The 17,265-nt window shown below is 71.3% G+C and carries 12 protein-coding genes and 2 tRNA genes; 8 read left to right on the top strand and 6 right to left on the bottom strand.

The features are described from left to right. Window positions 1-39 precede the first annotated feature (39 nt). The 4 genes from ACFQO7_RS08255 (at window position 40) to ACFQO7_RS08240 (ending at window position 4,865) form a co-directional block, all read left to right on the top strand. A complete protein-coding gene (locus ACFQO7_RS08255; protein WP_376805853.1) occupies window positions 40-1,113 on the top strand; it encodes a YlbL family protein in 1,074 nt (357 codons plus the stop codon). Between the two features lie 184 nt (window positions 1,114-1,297). Further along, a complete protein-coding gene (locus tag ACFQO7_RS08250; RefSeq protein WP_376805852.1) occupies window positions 1,298-4,189 on the top strand; it encodes a UPF0182 family membrane protein in 2,892 nt (963 codons plus the stop codon). Window positions 4,190-4,289: 100 nt separating this feature from the next. After that, window positions 4,290-4,363 (top strand) — tRNA-Met (locus ACFQO7_RS08245). A gap of 106 nt (window positions 4,364-4,469) precedes the next feature. Then, the gene (locus ACFQO7_RS08240; protein WP_376805955.1) at window positions 4,470-4,865 is read left to right on the top strand and encodes a helix-turn-helix transcriptional regulator; all 396 of its coding nucleotides are present in this window, start codon (window positions 4,470-4,472) and stop codon (window positions 4,863-4,865) included. A gap of 9 nt (window positions 4,866-4,874) precedes the next feature. On the opposite strand, the gene ACFQO7_RS08235 is transcribed toward ACFQO7_RS08240, so the two are convergent. Continuing rightward, window positions 4,875-6,377, bottom strand: a complete 1,503-nt coding sequence (locus ACFQO7_RS08235) for a cellulose binding domain-containing protein (RefSeq protein WP_376805851.1) — start codon at window positions 6,375-6,377, stop codon at window positions 4,875-4,877. Window positions 6,378-6,517: 140 nt separating this feature from the next. On the opposite strand from ACFQO7_RS08235, the gene ACFQO7_RS08230 reads away from it, so the two are divergent. Further along, window positions 6,518-6,594, top strand: a tRNA-Met gene (locus ACFQO7_RS08230). 64 nt (window positions 6,595-6,658) lie between these two features. On the opposite strand, the gene ACFQO7_RS08225 is transcribed toward ACFQO7_RS08230, so the two are convergent. From ACFQO7_RS08225 to ACFQO7_RS08205, 5 genes are all read right to left on the bottom strand, one after another. Then, complete coding sequence (locus tag ACFQO7_RS08225; protein ID WP_376805850.1) at window positions 6,659-8,743, bottom strand: acyltransferase family protein; 2,085 nt, start codon at window positions 8,741-8,743, stop codon at window positions 6,659-6,661. Between the two features lie 165 nt (window positions 8,744-8,908). Further along, window positions 8,909-10,396, bottom strand: a complete 1,488-nt coding sequence (locus tag ACFQO7_RS08220) for a S1 family peptidase (protein ID WP_376805849.1) — start codon at window positions 10,394-10,396, stop codon at window positions 8,909-8,911. 52 nt (window positions 10,397-10,448) lie between these two features. Continuing rightward, window positions 10,449-11,426, bottom strand: coding sequence for a LysR family transcriptional regulator (locus ACFQO7_RS08215; protein ID WP_376805848.1), 978 nt, complete (start codon window positions 11,424-11,426; stop codon window positions 10,449-10,451). Between the two features lie 163 nt (window positions 11,427-11,589). Next, window positions 11,590-12,675: a hypothetical protein gene (locus tag ACFQO7_RS08210; RefSeq protein WP_376805847.1), complete on the bottom strand. Its 1,086-nt coding sequence runs from the start codon at window positions 12,673-12,675 to the stop codon at window positions 11,590-11,592. Further along, complete coding sequence (locus ACFQO7_RS08205) at window positions 12,672-13,220, bottom strand: RNA polymerase sigma factor (RefSeq protein WP_376805846.1); 549 nt, start codon at window positions 13,218-13,220, stop codon at window positions 12,672-12,674. Before ACFQO7_RS08205 ends, ACFQO7_RS08210 begins: the two co-directional genes overlap by 4 nt. A gap of 99 nt (window positions 13,221-13,319) precedes the next feature. Here ACFQO7_RS08205 and ACFQO7_RS08200 point away from each other — a divergent pair, with 99 nt between their 5' ends. The 3 genes from ACFQO7_RS08200 to ACFQO7_RS08190 all read left to right on the top strand — a co-directional run bounded on the left by ACFQO7_RS08200 (window position 13,320) and on the right by ACFQO7_RS08190 (window position 17,121). Then, window positions 13,320-13,688 (top strand): iron chaperone, encoded by a 369-nt coding sequence (locus ACFQO7_RS08200; RefSeq protein WP_360521364.1) that lies wholly within the window; start codon window positions 13,320-13,322, stop codon window positions 13,686-13,688. Window positions 13,689-13,759: 71 nt separating this feature from the next. Further along, window positions 13,760-15,577, top strand: coding sequence for a DNA helicase RecQ (gene recQ / locus ACFQO7_RS08195; RefSeq protein WP_376805845.1), 1,818 nt, complete (start codon window positions 13,760-13,762; stop codon window positions 15,575-15,577). Between the two features lie 110 nt (window positions 15,578-15,687). After that, window positions 15,688-17,121, top strand: a complete 1,434-nt coding sequence (locus ACFQO7_RS08190; protein ID WP_376805844.1) for a glycoside hydrolase family 76 protein — start codon at window positions 15,688-15,690, stop codon at window positions 17,119-17,121. Window positions 17,122-17,265 lie beyond the last annotated feature (144 nt).

The raw sequence follows: 17,265 nt of genomic DNA, 5'->3' as shown, positions 1-17,265 counted from the left end.
TCCGGCGCGCGCGAGGGACGCCCGGATAGGCTGGCCGCCATGAGACGTCGCGGGTTGACTGTGGTGCTGGGCGCGGTCCTGGCCGTGCTGCTGCTGTTCGCCATCGGGCAGGTGCGGGTGCCGTACGTGGTGGAGAGCGCCGGCCCGACCGTGGACACGCTGACCGCCGTCGACGACAAGGGCGAGCTGTGCACGCCGGGCGCGGCCGGCGCCGGGGAGGGCTGCCACGAGGTCATCTCGATCACCGGCGGTCCCGCGGTCTCGAAGTCCGACGGGCAGCTGCGGCTGGTCACCGTCAACGTGCAGTCGTCCACCGACCTGGTCTCGGTGATCCGGGGCTGGTGGTCCGACGAGGAGGCGGTCGTGCCGTACGAGCTGCTCTACCCGCCGGAGGCGACCCGCGAGGAGATCGACCAGCAGGGCCAGGAAGACTTCAAGAACTCGCAGTCCAGCGCGGAGACCGCGGCGCTGCGCGAGCTGGGCTACCCGGTGCGCATCTCGGTGGAGAAGGTCGTCGCGGGCGGCGCGTCGGACGGCAAGCTGAAGCCGGGCGACGTGATCGACACGGTCGACGGCGCCGCGGTGACCTCCAACGGCAAGCTGCTGGAGCTGATCCAGGCCAAGCCCGCGGGCTCCACCCTCAAGCTCGGCGTCACCCGCGACAAGGCCCCGACCACGGTCGAGGTGACCACCAAGCCCGCCTCGGCCGAGGACGACACGCCGCGGGTCGGCATCGAGGTCAAGACCGACCAGCCGCACCCGTTCACGCTGAACATCAAGCTCGACGACATCGCCGGCCCGAGCGCCGGGCTGATGTTCGCGCTCGGCATCATCGACAAGCTCACGCCCGAGGACCTCACCGGTGGCAAGGTCATCGCGGGCACCGGCACCATCGACGACGAGGGCAACGTCGGGCCGATCGGCGGCATCCCGCAGAAGCTGTACGGGGCGAAGGCGGCCGGTGCCAAGATCTTCCTGACCCCCGCGGCGAACTGCGAGGAGGCCAAGGCGAACGCGCTGCCCGGCCTGCCGCTGGCCAAGGTGGCCACCCTGGACGACGCGCTGGCCGCCCTGGCGACGGTGCGCTCCGGCGGCACCCCGCCGACCTGCTGATCGGCCGCGTCGACACTTTCCTGTTAATAAGCTGAGAAACGCGGGCCCCGCTCCGGCGCGGGCCCGCGTGAAACAGCACGTCAGACGACTCACCACGGTTCCGTAAGGCCTGCCATCAGTGCCGCGCTCTTGCACGGCAACGTAGGCTTCCACCGTGGTGACCCGATCAAGTCAACTGCCGCACATGAGCCGCCGCGGACGAGCCTGGCTCATCGTGCTGACCGGCCTTCTTGTCTTCTTCGCCGTCCTGGGCTGGGTGGTCGAGGCCTGGACCGAATGGCTCTGGTTCGACGAACTGGGCGCGACCCAGGTCTTCACCGGCCAGCTCGGCACGCGGATAGGCCTGTTCGCGGTGTTCGGCCTGATCATCTGGGCCTTCCTCTTCGGCAACCTGTACCTGGCGTACAAGCTGCGCCCGTTCCTGCCGCCGACCGGGGTCGAGCAGCAGGCGCTGGAGCGCTACCGGTATCTGCTCGGCCCGCACCTGATGCGCTGGTTCGCGCTGGCCGCGGGTGCGGTCGCGTTCTTCGCCGGGCTGGCCGCGCAGGGGCGCTGGCAGCAGTGGCTGCTGTTCGAGAACGCGGTGCCGTTCCACCAGACGGACCCGCAGTTCAACATCGACATCGGGTTCTACGTGTTCAAGCTGCCGTTCTGGCAGTACCTGCTGAACACCGGCTTCACCGTGACGGTGCTGGCGCTGATCGGCGCGCTCGGCGTGCACTACCTCTACGGCGGGGTGCGGCTGTCCGGCGCGGGCGACCGGATGACCACCGGCGCGCGGGCCCACCTGACCGGCCTGGTCGCGCTGTTCGTCAGCCTCAAGGCGATCGCGTACGTGCTCGACCGCCGGGCGCTGCTGCTGGACACCATCTCGGGCACCGACCTGACCGGCGCGGGTTACACCGACATCCAGGCGCTGCTGCCGGCCAAGGAGATGCTCACCTACATCTCGGTGATCGTCGTCATCGCCATCCTGATCTTCTCGAACGCGGTGATGCGCAACCTGGTGTGGCCGGGCGTCGCGCTGGGCCTGCTGGCCATCTCCGCGGTCGCCATCGGCGGCATCTACCCGTGGGGCGTGCAGACGTTCCAGGTGGACCCGAGCCGCAACGTCAAGGAAGCGCCGTACATCGACCGGACGATCCAGGCCACGCGCGCCGCGTACGGCCTCGACACCGCGACGACCACGCCGTACGCCTCGGACACGGTCGTTCCGCCGGCCGCGCTGGCGCAGGACAAGACGATCGTGCCGAGCATCCGCCTGCTCGACCCGGCGGTGGTCGCCGAGACCTACACGCAGCTGTCGCAGGTGCGCAGCTTCTACCAGTTCGGCGACAAGCTCGACATCGACCGCTACACCATCGACGGCAAGACCGCCGACTACGTGGTCGGCGTGCGCGAGATCGAGTACAGCAAGCTGACCACCGCGCAGAGCAACTGGATCAACAAGCACACGGTCTACACCCACGGCTACGGCCTGGTCGCGGCGCCCGCCAACACCACGGTCTGCGCCGGCCAGCCCTACTTCGTCTCCGGCTTCTTCACCGGCCAGGCGCAGGGCGCGGACCAGGGCTGCTCGTCGTCGACCGACAAGTTGCCGGTCGAGCAGCCGCGCATCTACTACGGCGAGCGCATGGGCGAGTACGCCATCGTCGGCAAGGCCGACGGCGGCACCAGCGCCGAGTACGACCGGCCCACCGGCGAGGCCACCGACGCCCGCTACACCTACACCGGCACGGGCGGCGTCGACCTCGGTTCCACCTGGCGGCGGCTGCTCTACTCGATCAAGTACGCCGAGTCGAACTTCCTGCTGGCCGACGCGGTCAACGACAACTCCAAGATCCTCTACGAGCGTGACCCGCGCACCCGGGTGCAGAAGGTCGCCCCGTTCCTGACGCTGGACGGCGACCCGTACCCGGCCGCGGTCGGCGGGCGCATCGTGTGGATCGTCGACGGCTACACGACCAGCGCGAACTACCCCTACGCGCAGCGCATCGACCTGCAGGACGCGACCAGTGACTCGCTGACCGGCGACGGCACGTTCCGGCTCGCCCGGCAGGACATCAACTACATCCGCAACTCGGTGAAGGCGACCGTCGACGCGTACGACGGCACCGTCACGCTGTACGAGTTCGACGACAAGGACCCGATCCTCAAGGCGTGGAACAACGCCTTCGGCGGCAAGCTGATCACGGAGAAGGCGAAGATCCCGGCGGAGCTGGCCGAGCACTTCCGCTACCCGGCGGACATGTTCAAGGTGCAGCGCGACCTGCTCACCCGGTTCCACGTCAACAACGCCAACGACTTCTTCAACGCGCCCGACTTCTGGGCCGTGCCCAACGACCCGGCCAACGCGGGTTCGGCCAAGCAGCCGCCGTACTACCTGCTGACCCAGCTGCCGGGGCAGACCGGGCCGCGCTTCCAGCTCACCGCCGCGGTGACCCCGCGGGAACGGCAGAACCTCGCGGCGCTGATCTCCGGGTCGTACGTCGACGGCAAGCCGACCCTGCAGGTGCTGGAGCTGAGCAAGGACGGCCGGATCCCCGGACCGGGCCAGGCGCAGCAGCTGATGGAGAACTTCGAGTCGGCGCGCAGCGACCTCAACATCTGGGGTGCCAACGTCGTCAAGGGCAACCTGCTGTCCCTGCCGTACGGCGGCGGCATGCTCTACGTCGAGCCGATCTACCTGCGCTCCAGCGGGGAGAAGGCGTACCCGCTGATGAAGAAGGTGCTGGTCAGCTACGGCGACAAGGTGGCCTTCGCGGACACCCTCACCGACGGCATCAAACAGCTGGTCGGCACCGGCACCGGCACACCACCGGTGACCACGCCCGGCAACCAGCCGCCGCCGACGACGGGTTCGCCGACCCTGGCAGCCGCCGCCGAGAAGGTCAACAAGGCCATCGACGACGTGCGGGCCGCCCAGCAGTCCGGCAACTTCGAGGCGTACGGCAAGGCGCTGGCCGCGCTGGAGGCGGCGATGAAGGAGTTCGAGCAGGCGAGCGGCACGACGCCGCCCCCGGCTGCCTCGCCCTCCGCACCCGCGCCCTCCCCGTCGCCGGCCACTACCGGCTGACGACGGCAGGCGGAGACGACACGGGGTGAGCGCTGAGACGGCGCTCACCCCGTGTCGATTTGCGGGCGATGCGATCAACCGGCTATGGTTTAGAGACCGACGCGGGGTGGAGCAGCTCGGTAGCTCGCTGGGCTCATAACCCAGAGGTCGCAGGTTCAAATCCTGTCCCCGCTACGAACGAAGGACCCGGTTCCGATGGAGCCGGGTCCTTCTGCATGTGGGTAAGGTGACCAGAGTGACGAGGGAAGACCTGGTCCGGCTGCGGCAGGCCCGGGACCGGATGGACCGCGAATACGCGCAGCCGCTGGACGTGGCCGCGCTGGCGCGGACTGCGCTGATGTCGCCGGGGCACTTCTCACGAAGCTTCCGGGCCGCCTTCGGCGAGACGCCCTACAGCTACCTGATGAGCCGCCGGATCGAACGGGCCCAGGCCCTGCTGCGCCGGGGCGACCTCAGCGTCACCGAGGTCTGCCTGGCCGTCGGGTTCACCTCGCTGGGCTCGTTCAGCAGCCGGTTCACCGAGGTCGTCGGCGAGAGCCCGAGCGCCTACCGGGCCGGTGACCACTCCTGGAGCGCGGCCCTGCCGGGGTGCGTGGCGAAGATGTTCATGCGGCAGGTCAGGAACGGCGAATCCGCCCGGCCGCCCCGGGCCCCGGCGCGACCGGCCGGGGCCTGAGCCCGCCTTTCAGGGTGTGACCGCGATGTTCGTCAGGCCCGCGGTGGCGTTGGCGACCGTGTTGGAGGCGTGCACCACGTTGAGGTTGCCGGCGCACTTCGAGGTCGAGGTGATCCGGATCGCGTACTGGCCGACGCCGCCCAGGTCCGAGCTGTTGCCGCGCCACACGTTGCCGCAGCCGTTCAGGAAGGACGGGGTGGTCACCGGGTTGTGCGTCTCGTAGCCGTTGGCGAACACGCCCGGCGCGGCGAACGTGCCGGTGTTGTTCTCGATGACGTAGCCGATGCCCTTGACGTCGATCCAGGAGTCGGCCGAGTTCTGCCCGGAGATGCCGCGCCCGTCGAACGTGTTGCCGCGGATCACCCCGTCGAACGTGCCCTCCTTGATGTCGATGTGCTCCGCGGCGACGTACGGGCCGATGCGGTTGTTCAGCACCTGGACCCGGTCGGAGCGGTCGACGCCGCCGGAGTTGCCGTGGCAGGCCCAGTTGGAGGCGGCCGAGCCGAGGTAGACGCCCTCGCCGTAGCCGGGCTGGACCAGGCCGGTGTATTCGATGACCGAGTCGCGGATGATGCCGTCGGCCGAGGAGCGGCGGAAGTGCACGCCCTCGTCCTCGGTGTGGTGCACGTGCACGCCGCTGACCGTCACGTGGTGGGAGTCGTCGAGCACGATGCCCTTCTTCGACTCGGCCACGGTGAACCCGGTGAGGTTCCAGTACGGCGCGCCGAACAGCCACAGGCCGTACCCGGAGTCCCAGCCGGCGGTGGGCGCCGGGCAGGACGGCGCGGTGCCGCTCGGCCCGTCGTTGATCAGCACCGCGGTACGCGGCCCGGTCAGTGTGATCCGTGCGTCGGCGGTGCCCGGCCGGGTGGTGGCGAACGCTCCGCGGTAGGTTCCGGCCGCGAGCCGGATGGTGGTGCCCGGGATCGCGCTGTTCAGGGCACTGCTCAGCTGCGCGGCGGTGGCGACGTCGACGACCGGGCCGCCGGGCGGGGGCGGCGACGACGGCGGTGGGCCGGACGGTGAGGCGGACGGGGACGGCGACGCGGTGGGGGAGGCGCTAGGGGAGGCGCTGGGCGACGCGGGGGCGGACGGCGACGGGCTGGGGCCGCCGGTGCAGGACGCGCCGTTCACGGTGCAGTTGGTCGGGGCGCCGATCCCGGCGGCGTTGAAGCCGAAGGTCTGCGAGGCGCCCGGGTTGACGGTGCCGTTCCAGCCGACGTTGGTGAAGGTGTAGCGCTGCCCGCTCTGGGTGCGGGTCGAGCTCCACGACGAGCTGACGGTGGTACCCGTGGGCAGGTCGAATGCGACGGTCCAGCCGGTGGCGGGGGCGTCGCCGGTGTTGGTGATCGTGACGTCGGCGCCGTACCCGGTGGCCCATACGCTGACCTGGGTGACCGTCACCCGCAGCACCGGTCCGGCGGCGTGTGCCGCGGTGCTGGTCAGGTAGGGGATCGCCGCACCCAGCAGGGCGACGGCTGCCGTGACCGCGACCGCGCGGAGGGTTCGCATCGACCGGCTCCTTTCTGGAAGGTTTGTTGCCAGTCATCGAACACGGTGGCGGCCGTCCTGCCAAGGGATGGCGTCCATGAATGTCGGGCGGAAATCGATTGGACACGGTCGACAACGGTGACATAGTCTGGACCAGCCGACGCGGGGTGGAGCAGCTCGGTAGCTCGCTGGGCTCATAACCCAGAGGTCGCAGGTTCAAATCCTGTCCCCGCTACCAACAGCACGAAGATCGAGGGCCCTCATCCGGGAACGGACGAGGGCCCTCGGTCTTGTGTGCGCCCCTACGTGAGCGGGCCCGCGGCCTTCACGAAGGCCTGCCAGAACGCCGGAGCGAGCGTCTGGGCGTACTGCCAGGTGAGGTGGTTGCTGTCGCGGTAGACGACCACATCGCCCGCGAAGCCGTAGCACCACTGCGCATCGCACAGCCCGTCACTGAGATCCATGACGGTGACCCGGGGGTCGCCGAGGGCGGCCGCCGCCGCCGAGATCAGGTCGGGCTTCAGGGCCTTGTCCCGGGCCACCGCGCAGCGGCGCAGGTTGGCCTGCTCCTTCTCGACGCAGGACGGAATGGATTTGCCGAGCATGCTCGGGGTGTCGCGCAGCACGACGACGCGCTTGCCGGCCGCCAGCAGCCGCTGCCACTTGCCGATGAAGGCCGCGTTCTGATCGGCGAGCGCCGGGCGGCCCGGCAGCGCCTCGAACCGGTAGGCCGCCGAGTACGCGGTGACCAGCACGTAGTCGATCTCCGGATCGTCGACGATGCGGCTGGTGACCTCCTCCTGCCACGCCGTGCAGTTGTCCTGCCGCTCCTTCGCCTCGCGCGGCAGCACTCGGATCGCCTCGGCGAACGGGCACGACATCTTGAAGTAGGTCTTCACCCGGAGCCGGTTCTCGTCGGCCAGCCTGCGCAGCGTGCCCAGCCACTGGGTGGCGTGCGAGTCGCCGACCACGGCCACCCGGTAGGCCGCGTCCTTCGGGCCGAAGGAGCACTCCAGGACGTGGCGGGTGTCGAGCGTCGGGTCGCAGGCCGTGTACTCCGGATTGGACTGGTCCTTGACGGCCAGCGTCGCCGACATCCGCGGACCCGGACCGAAGGGCGGCGCGCAGTCGGTGCCGGTGAACACGGCCGCGCCGATGCACCCGCCCCCCGCCTCGTCGAGCCGGCTGGTGTAGCTGGCGGCGGCCTCGGCGGCGCGGTCGTCGAGCTCCGCGTTCGCCTGGACGGAAGCGGCGAACATGGCGGCGACCAGGGACACGGCGATCGCGAGCGAGGGCCAGCGGCGCACCTTGAGCGCTCGGCTCGCGCGCAGCGGGGTCTCGAAGTAGTGGGTGCTGAGCCAGGCCAGGAGCAGGGTGGCCGCCAGCACCGCGACCTTGGCGGGCAGCGCGAGCGGCACCTCCAGCGCGAGCGGCAGCAGCAGGAGCAGGGGCCAGTGCCACAGGTAGACGGCGTACGAGATGTCGCCGATCGCGGTGGCCGGCCGCAGCGACAGCCACCGGCCCACCGAACCGCGGCCCTCGGGGCGCGCCAGGATGAGCGCGGCGGTGCCGAGCACCGGCAGCAGCGCGGCGTAGCCGGGGAACGCCGTGGCCTTGGTGTAGAGCACGGCCGAGGCGAGCACGGCGGCCAGGCCCAGCCAGCCCCAGACGGCCCGGGCCTTGACGGTCACCAGGGCGCACAGGGCGCCGGCGGCGAACTCCCACACCCGGGTCGGGGTGATGAAGTAGGCCTGCTTCGGGTCGGCCCCGGTCTGGTAGACCGAGTAGGCGAGGGAGACGAGCAGCAGCGCCGAGAGCACCGCGACGACGGCCTGCTTCCGCCTGACCAGCCGCATGGTGACGAGGATGAGCAGCGGCCAGAAGGCGTAGAACTGCTCCTCCACCGACAGCGACCAGAAGTGCTGCACCGGGCTGTCCGGCGCGTTCTGCAGCAGGTAGTCAACGGAGTTGCCGGCGAGCACCCAGTTCTGGACATATGCCGCACTGGCCACCAGCTGCTTGAACGTGTCGGCCCAGCGGTCGTCGGGCAGCAGCAGGTAGCCGGCCACCGCCGTGGCCACCAGCACCAGCCCCGCCGCGGGCAGCAGTCGCAGCGCGCGCCTGGCGTAGAAGGAGCCGAGCCGGATGGTGCCGCGCGTCTCGATCTCGCGCCACAGATGTCCGGTGATGAGGAAGCCGGAGATCACGAAGAACACGTCGACGCCCACATAACCGCCGGTCAGGTGCGTCGGCCAGAGGTGGTAGAGCACCACCACCATGACCGCTATCGCCCGGAGGCCCTGAATGTCGGGCCGGAACCCTCGGTCGGTCGGCGTCGGCTGCACCGTCGTCGGGGCAGCCGGCGTCGGGTGCGCCATGAGTTGCATGCGGTCGTCCATCCCCAAGATGAGGAATGCACGCTAACACAATCGGGGCTTTCGGAATCCGCCTCGTGAGCTGGGCGGAAAGCTCGCCTGCGGCCCGCCGGGCAAGACCGGAGCCCGGTTCCTGGCCAGGAACCGGGCTCCGGCGTTTCGGGGGTCAGCAGGCCGTCACGGGTTGGTGAAGCCCATCGCGTACGAGCCCGAGCCGCTGTACGCGTACACCCGGTACCGGTAGTAGCCGGCGGTGCCGGAGTAGGTCAGCGTCTCCGCGTTCGACGGGGTCGTGCCGGAGGCCACGTTCGCCCACGCCGACCCGTTCCACTTCTGCAGGTAGAGGTCGAAGTCCGTGCCCGACGGGCCCGCCACGCAGCCGCGGTGGGTGCCGGAGCTGGTCGACTGGTAGTAGCTGTTGTCCGGCTGGTAGGCGCTGCCGCCGCTGGACAGCGAGCCGCTGCGGCTGAACTCGTAGCCGGTGCAGCCGCTGCCGCCGGGCGGCGGGGACGACGGCGGCGGGCCGCTGCCGGTCACCAGGGTCAGGCTGTACGCCGACAGGATCTCGTTGACCGGCTGGAAGTAGGTCGTGCCGCCCGACGAGCAGTTGCCGGAGCCGCCGGAGGTGACGCCCTGCGCCTGGCTGCCCGCGATGAGCGAGCCGCCGGAGTCGCCCGGCTCGGCGCAGACGTTCGTGCGGATCAGGCCGTTGACGGTGCCCTGCGGGTAGGTGACCGACGAGTTGCGGGCCTGGATGGTGCCGCAGTGCCAGCCGGTGGTGGAGCCGGACCGGCAGACCGACGCGCCGACGGCGGCCTCGGTCGAGCCGGACACCGTCACGGTGCCGCCCGCGTAGTTGTTGACCAGCCCGCGCGGGGTGTTGCCGGAGTTGACCCGCACCCAGGCGTAGTCGTTGCCGGGGAAGCTGGACCCGGCGAACGTGCCGCTCGGCTGCGTCGTGGTCGACCCGGTGCTGCCGCAGTGGCCGGCGGTGATGAAGCCGCCGTTGACCGAGAAGCCGACCGAGCAGCGGCTGCCGCTGCCGATGTAGTACGCGTTGCCGCCGATGACGTCGATGTAGGGCACCGGGGTCTCGGCGCTCGCCTCGACGCGCACCGCGGCGGCGTCGACTCCGCTCTGCCTGACGAAGGCGGCCGCGTCGGCGCCCGACTTGGCGAGCACCACGACCTGGTTGGTGGTCACGTCGACGTACCAGCCGGGGACCGTCTTGGGGGCCTTGGCCGCGACGGTGTCGAGCTGGGCCTTGACCGCGTCGAGCTGGGTGAGGCTGCGGGCGACCAGCTGCGGGGTCGCTCCGGCGGCGCGTACCTTCGCGGCCTGGGCCTCGCTGGTGACGCCGACGGTGAACGTCTTCGCGTCGGCCGACAGCCAGCCGCCGCCGTAGGCCCCGCCGAGCGACTTGCGCAGCGACAGATCGGCCTTGCCGGCCTTGGTCTCGTTGGCGAGCCGCGCCTGCACGCCGGCCGGGTCGAGCTTGAGGTCACGGGCGAGGGCCTGGAAGACCTGGGGCGAGATGCCCGCCGCGGTGGCGGCGTCGGACGCGGCGTCGGGGCTTTGTCCCGCCGCGGCCGGATACGTCAGTGCGACGGTGATACCCAGGGTGAGGGTCGCCGCCGCCGAAGCGAAGAGGAGTCTGCGGTTCATGCAGCGAAAACTAGACGCATATATATAGGTGATGGTAGATATCGCTTACGTCCTACCGTGATGCGATGGAAACCCGCGGGCCGAACTGCGGGTTGGCCTTGCCCCATTCCAGGTAGTGCGGGTTGCGCGCGGCCGACTCCGCGTACGCCGCCGCGGCGTGGGCGAGCATCGCGTCGGCGTAACCCGCGGCCTGGCTGCGCGGGTGCCAGCCCAGCAGGTGCCGCCACCGCAGCGGCCCGCCCGCGATGGGCACCGTGGCGATGCCGTCCACCCGGCGGAAGGTCGCCTTGCACAGCCCCACCGCATGCCCCGACAGCACCGCGTCGACGGCGTTGCCGATGTCCATCTCGTACATCGTGCGCGGGGTGAACCCGGCCCGCGCGCACGCGGCGGCGAAGCAGTCGCCGAAGCAGCCGTCGCCCGGCATGCTGGCCCACTGCGCGTCGGCCAGCTCGGCCAGGTCGATCTCCCACCGGTGGGCCAGCGGGTGGTTCTCCGGCAGCATCACGAAGACGGCGTCGATCGCGATCTCCCGCCAGGTCAGCCCGTCGTCCGGGCTGCCCGGCACGGTGTCGCCGCAGACGCCGACGATGCAGAAGTCGAGCTTGCCGGCGACGGCCAGCTCGCACAGCTGATCGGCCCAGTGCGACGGGTGGGTGAGCACCTCCGTGCCGTCCTTCTCGGCGGCCAGCCGGGACATCAGACCGCCGAGGATCGGGCCGTTGACCGCGCCGATCCGCCACTGGTTCGGCCGGGCCCGGACGCCGGTGAGCTGCGCCGCGTCGTCCTGCAGGCCCTTCATCGCGGGCAGCACCACCCGGGCTCGGGCCAGCACCAGCTCGCCCAGCGCGGTGGGCGTGGCGCCGTGGCGGCCGCGCTCGAACAGCGGGCCGCCCAGCGACCGCTCGATGCGCTGCAACTGCGCGGTGACCGCGGGCTGGGCGAGCCCGAGCAGCGAGGCCGCCTTGGTCACGCTGCCGGTGTCCGCGATCGCGCAGACCACGCGAAGGTGGCGGATCTCCAGATTCATGGCCGCTCCACTGTGGAAGGTGCAACCGGCGAGAGATCCACGCAGTGTAGACAGACTATAGATGACTGTCACTTGTCCGGCGAGTGGTTGTCCCTTTCGTTACCGGGCGGAACCGCGCGTGTCGGTGCCCTTGCGCCGCGTCGCCAGGCCAGGCGGCATCCCGTTACCGCCGTGCGGTTGCGGACGGGCTGGCCCAGCTCGACGCAGGCTGGAACGCGTATCCCAGCATTTCCTGCCGGACCGGAACCAGCGCGCCGCCGCCCGGGCCCGGTGAGGATCCGGGTCCGCCGCTCACGGCCGCTCCGATCAGTTCGACGTGTCCGGCCAGGCGACCCGTGCCCGGGTTGAACAGCAGCTCGTCACCGACCGTGCCGCTGGTCAGGCGCACCGCCAGGAGGCGCTTGCCCGACTCGGTGAAGGCCTCGGCCGCGGTGAGGCCGTCGAGCCCGCCCATCATCCGGTGGAAGGCGGCGCGCTGGGCGGCCGGCAGCAGGGGATCGACCCGGGTCAGGAAGCGCCCGTACTGCTGCCAGCGGGTGAGGTCGTCGACGTCGGCGGGGCCTCGTGAAGCCGCCTGGAAGTCGGCGAGCAGCAGATCGGGGTCCGTGGGCAGGGCGGCCAGCCAGGCCGCGGTCGGATACCCCCAACCGGGCCCGGCGGCGGCGAAACCGTCCCGCGCGGCGGCGAGCTGCTCCTCGGGGGACTGCCCCTTGACCTCGCCGAGAACCGGCGCAGGGATCTCGATCAGCCCTTCGGGCTCGAAGCAGCGCGCCTGCACCTGCTCGGACGAAGGCGCGCTGCCAGGCGCGGGCGAGGGGCCGGACCGCGTGAGCACGAAGGTGGTCGAGCACAGCAACTGGCCCGTGCGCGGCACGGCCGGTGAGCCGGCGGATGCGACCTGGTCCAGCTCGGCGAAGACCGCGGCGACCGGCACGGGCGCGCCGTACTTCAGCCACGGCGTGTCTCTGCCCTCCGGTGCGGTGGGCGCGGCTGGTCCGGCCGTCGGCCCGCCCGGCTGCGGGGTGCCGTCGCCTGCCGTGCCCAGCGCCGCCACTCCGATGACCACCACCGCCAGCACCGCGGCGGCCGCGGCGGGCGCGGTCCAGCGGGGGAGGGGGCGGCGCCGCGGCGGGTGCGGCGCGGTCGCGGTCTGGACACGCCGGCGCACCCGGTCGAGCGCGCCGGGGGCGAGCGCGGGCCGGTGCTGGTGGAATTCGCGCACGCTGCGCAGGTCGGCGTCGTCGGTCATCGGGAGCCTCCGGGAGCGGTGCGATCGGCGTCGGGGTCGGTGGCGAGGGCGGCGCGTAGTTTCACCCGTGCCCGGTGCAGCGACGACTGCACCGAGCCCAGCGGTATGCCGAGCGTGGCGGCGATCTCCTCGTAGCCGAGCTCCGCCACGGCGTGCAGCAGCAGCACGTCGCGCTGGCGGGCGGGCAGCGCGGCGAGCACCGCGGCCAGCCGCCGGGTCTGCGCCGACGCGTCGGCCCGCGCGGCGGCCCGCTCGGCGATGTCGGACACGTCCGGTTCGCGGCCGGTGCGGGCCAGCGCCCGCAGTCCCCGGGTCTCGCTGCGCCGGTGCCGCCGCAGCAGGTTGGTGGCGATGCCGTAGAGCCAGGCTCGGGCGGGACCGTCCCCGAGCCGGTGCCGGCGCTGGTGCGCGATGAGGAAGGTGTCGGCCACGACGTCCTCGGCGACGGTCGGACCGACTCGGCCCGCGCAGTAGCGCAGCAGCTCAGCCCCGTGCTCGTCGAAGAGGCCCGCCACGTCGGAGCGGCTCGCGCGCGGCTCGGCCATGGTGTGCAACATACTCATGACTGCCCGCAGGCCGCTGTTCTGTTCCCCGCCGCCCGCGCCGGGCTGCCGGGTTCGGCCCGCAGGCGCGATGATGAATGAATGGCGGCCCGGTTCACCACGATCGACGACTACATCGACTCGTTCCCCGAGGAGGTGCAGGACGTGCTGCGGGAGGTCAGGCGGACCATCCTGGCCGCCGCACCGGCGCAGGCGGGTCAGGGCATCAGCTACGGGATCCCCACCATCACCCTGGACGGGCGGTATCTCGTCTACTTCGCCGGCTGGAAGCACCACGTCTCGGTGTACCCGGTGCCGGACGGGGACGCCTCGTTCGAGGAGGTCGTCGCGCCGTACCGGGCGGCCAAGGGCACCCTGCGCTTCCCACTGCGCGAGCCGATCCCGTACGACGTGATCACCCGTGTGACGAGCGCGCTGGTGGCGCAGCGGGCGCGTCCGGCGGGTGAGTGACGCGCCCCTGGTCGTGTTGCCGTCGTCGCACCGGCATGCGTGCCGTCGGGGCCGGTCCATAGGATCGACGGGTGCAGGATGCTTCGCAGGTGTTGAGCAGGATCTTCGGCTACGACTCGTTCCGCGGCGAGCAGCAGGAGATCATCGACCATGTGATCGGCGGCGGCGACGCCCTGGTGCTCATGCCGACCGGTGGCGGCAAGTCGCTGTGCTACCAGATCCCGGCCCTGGTCCGGCCCGGCGTCGGCGTGGTGGTCTCGCCGCTGATCGCGCTCATGCAGGACCAGGTCGACGCGCTCACCGCGCTGGGCGTGAAGGCGGACTTCCTCAACTCGACGCTCGACCTCGACGAGCGGCGCGTGGTCGAGGCGCAGTTCGTCGCGGGTGAGTTGGACCTGCTCTACCTCGCACCCGAAGGGCTGAGCTCGGGCTCGGCGCTGCGCCTGCTGGAGCGCGGCAAGATCTCGCTGTTCGCGATCGACGAGGCGCACTGCGTGTCGCAGTGGGGCCACGACTTCCGGCCCGACTACCTGGCCCTGTCCGTGCTGCACGAGCGCTGGCCGGACGTGCCGCGCATCGCGCTGACCGCGACCGCGACCACCGCCACCCGCACCGAGATCGCGCAGCGGCTGCAGCTGACGCAGGCGCGCCTGTTCGTCTCCAGCTTCGACCGGCCCAACATCCAGTACCGCATCGTGCCGAAGAACGACCCGAAGAAGCAGCTGCTGGAGCTGCTGCGCACCGAGCACGCCGGGGACGCGGGCATCGTCTACTGCCTGTCCCGCGCGTCGGTGGAGAAGACCGCGGAGTTCCTCGTGCAGCAGGGCATCGACGCGCTGCCCTACCACGCCGGGCTGGACTCGGGCACGCGTGCGAGGAACCAGTCCCGCTTTCTGCGCGAGGACGGGCTGGTCATGGTGGCCACCATCGCGTTCGGCATGGGCATCGACAAGCCGGACGTGCGCTTCGTCGCGCATCTCGACCTGCCGAAGTCGGTCGAGGGCTACTACCAGGAGACCGGCCGCGCCGGGCGCGACGGGCTGCCGTCCACGGCCTGGCTGGCGTACGGCCTGCAGGACGTGGTGCAGCAGCGCAAGATGATCGACAGCTCGGCCGGGGACGCCGCCTACCGGCGCGGGCTCGCCGCGCACCTGGACGCGATGCTGGCACTGTGCGAGACGGTGCAGTGCCGCCGCACGCAGCTGCTGGCCTACTTCGGCCAGCAGGCCGAGCCGTGCGGCAACTGCGACACGTGCCTGGTCCCGCCGGAGTCGTGGGACGGCACGGTGCCCGCGCAGAAGCTGCTGTCGACGGTGCTGCGGCTGCAGCGCGAGCGCAACCAGCGCTTCGGCGCGGGGCAGTCGATCGACATCCTGCTCGGCCGCAAGACCGACAAGGTGGCGCAGCACCGCCACGACGAGCTGACTGTGTTCGGCATCGGCACCGAGCTGCAGGAGTCCGAGTGGCGCGGCGTGGTGCGCCAGCTGCTGGCCCAGGGGCTGCTGGCGGTGCAGGGCGAGCACGGCACCCTGGCGCTGACCGATGCCAGTGCCGACGTGCTGGGCCGCCGCCGTGAGGTGATGATGCGCCGCGAGCCGGAGCGCGCGACCCGCTCGTCGGGTTCGTCCCGCAAGTCCGCGGCCGCGGCAGCCGTGGCGGAGCTGCCCGCCGACGCGGTGCCCCGGTTCGAGGCGCTGCGGGCCTGGCGCGCGGCGACCGCCAAGGAGCAGGGCGTCCCGGCATACGTCATCTTCCACGACGCGACCCTGCGCGAGATCGCCGCGCAGGCTCCGGACTCGCTGGGCAAGCTGCGCGGGATCAGCGGGGTCGGCGAGAACAAGCTGGCCAAGTACGGCGACGGAGTGCTGGAGACGCTGGCCGCGGCCTGACCGAGGTTGGCATTCCATCGACGTTGACGAAAATGTAAACCTCCTGTTACATGAGTGCTCAGTGAGAGCGCTCTCCTGCATGCCGGTTCATCCCTGAGCAGGAGGTTCACATGCGACTGCCGGTACGTCTCCTGGCCGCCGGGCTCGCCGTCGCGGGCCTGATCGCCGGGCCGATGGCGAGCGCCGCCGCGGCGGCCCCGATCTGCAACCGCTACTGCGACGGGCGCGATCCGGCCCTGTCCCCGGGCGACCGGACCCCGGTCAGCGCCGGGGTCTGGGGTCGGCAGATCGTGCTGCACTTCGACGACGCCGACGCCATGGGCTGGGCGAGCATCGCCAACGGCAACGCGGGCGACCGGGTCTGGCTCGACCGCTCCTTCAACGGCGGCCGCACCTGGACGGGCCTGCTCGGCGACGTGGCCGTGCCGGCGGGACAGCGCGGCTGGCGCACCGCGATGTTCAACGTGGACGACTGGGCCGGGCTCGGCGTCGGCGCGCTGCGCGCCTGCGGCAAGGCCGGCGACCGCCCCGAGATCGCCTGCACCACCTGGGCACGCACCACCTGGAACGCCGGCAACCGGCGCACCGCCGCCGCCACCGGGCTGATGACCTCCTACAACCTGGCCACCGGGCGGTTCGACACCACCGGCTGGTGGAACACGGCCAACGCGCTGACCGCGCTCATCGACAACGTCCGGGTCACCGGCATGGGCAGCTACCGGTACGCCATCGGGCGCACCTACGACCTCAACCTGGGGGCGTACCAGGGGAGTTTCCGCAACGAGTACATCGACGACACCGGCTGGTGGGCGCTGGCCTGGATCGCCGCGTACGACCTCACCGGCGAGGCCCGCTACCTGAGCACGGCCCGGGTGGCCGCCGACCACATGGCGGCGTACTGGGACGGGGTCTGCGGCGGCGGGGTCTGGTGGAGCACCGCGCGGACCGCGAAGAACGCCATCGCGAACGGCCTCTACCTGCACGTCAACGCGGCCCTGCACAACCGGATCGCGGACGACACGGTGTACCTGAACCGCGCGCGGGCGACGTGGACCTGGTTCCAGGGCACCGGGATGATCAACGCCTCGTCGCTGATCAACGACGGGATCAGTCTGTCCACCTGCCGGAACAATAACCAGCCGGTGTGGTCGTACAACCAGGGCGTGCCCCTGGGCGGGCTGGTGGAACTGCACCGGGCGACCGGGGACGCGAGCCTGCTGACCACCGCGCGGCGGCTCGCCGACGCGTCCACCACGACCGGGCTGCTGCACGTCAACGGCATCCTGCGCGACCCGTGCGAGGGTGGGGACTGCGGCGCGGACGGGCCTTCGTTCAAGGGGGCGTACGTGCGCGGCCTCGCCGCCCTGAACAACGCCTTGCCCGACCGCCCCTACACGGCCTACCTGCGCCGCCAGGCCGACGCCGCGTACGCCGCCGACCGCACCCCGCTGGACCTGTACGGCCTGCGCTGGGCCGGTCCCGTCGACAAACTCGACGCCGCCCGTCAGCAGAGCGCCCTGGACCTGATGAACGCCGCCCCGTAACCCGCACCGCGGCCACTCGGCCGCCTTGGACGGCCGTTCCCGGGCCACGTCAGAAGGAAGATCGCCGTTTGCGGTCAGAACCTGCAGCCGAACCGCAGCTCCTGCCCGCAAACGCCGATCTTGACCGCGAGCCGCGAGCCGCGG

Source organism: Catellatospora aurea (assembly GCF_042663325.1).
GTDB lineage: Bacteria > Actinomycetota > Actinomycetes > Mycobacteriales > Micromonosporaceae > Catellatospora > Catellatospora aurea.
Note: the sequence above shows the minus strand (reverse complement) of the source record. Positions and strands in the feature narration are given on the sequence as shown.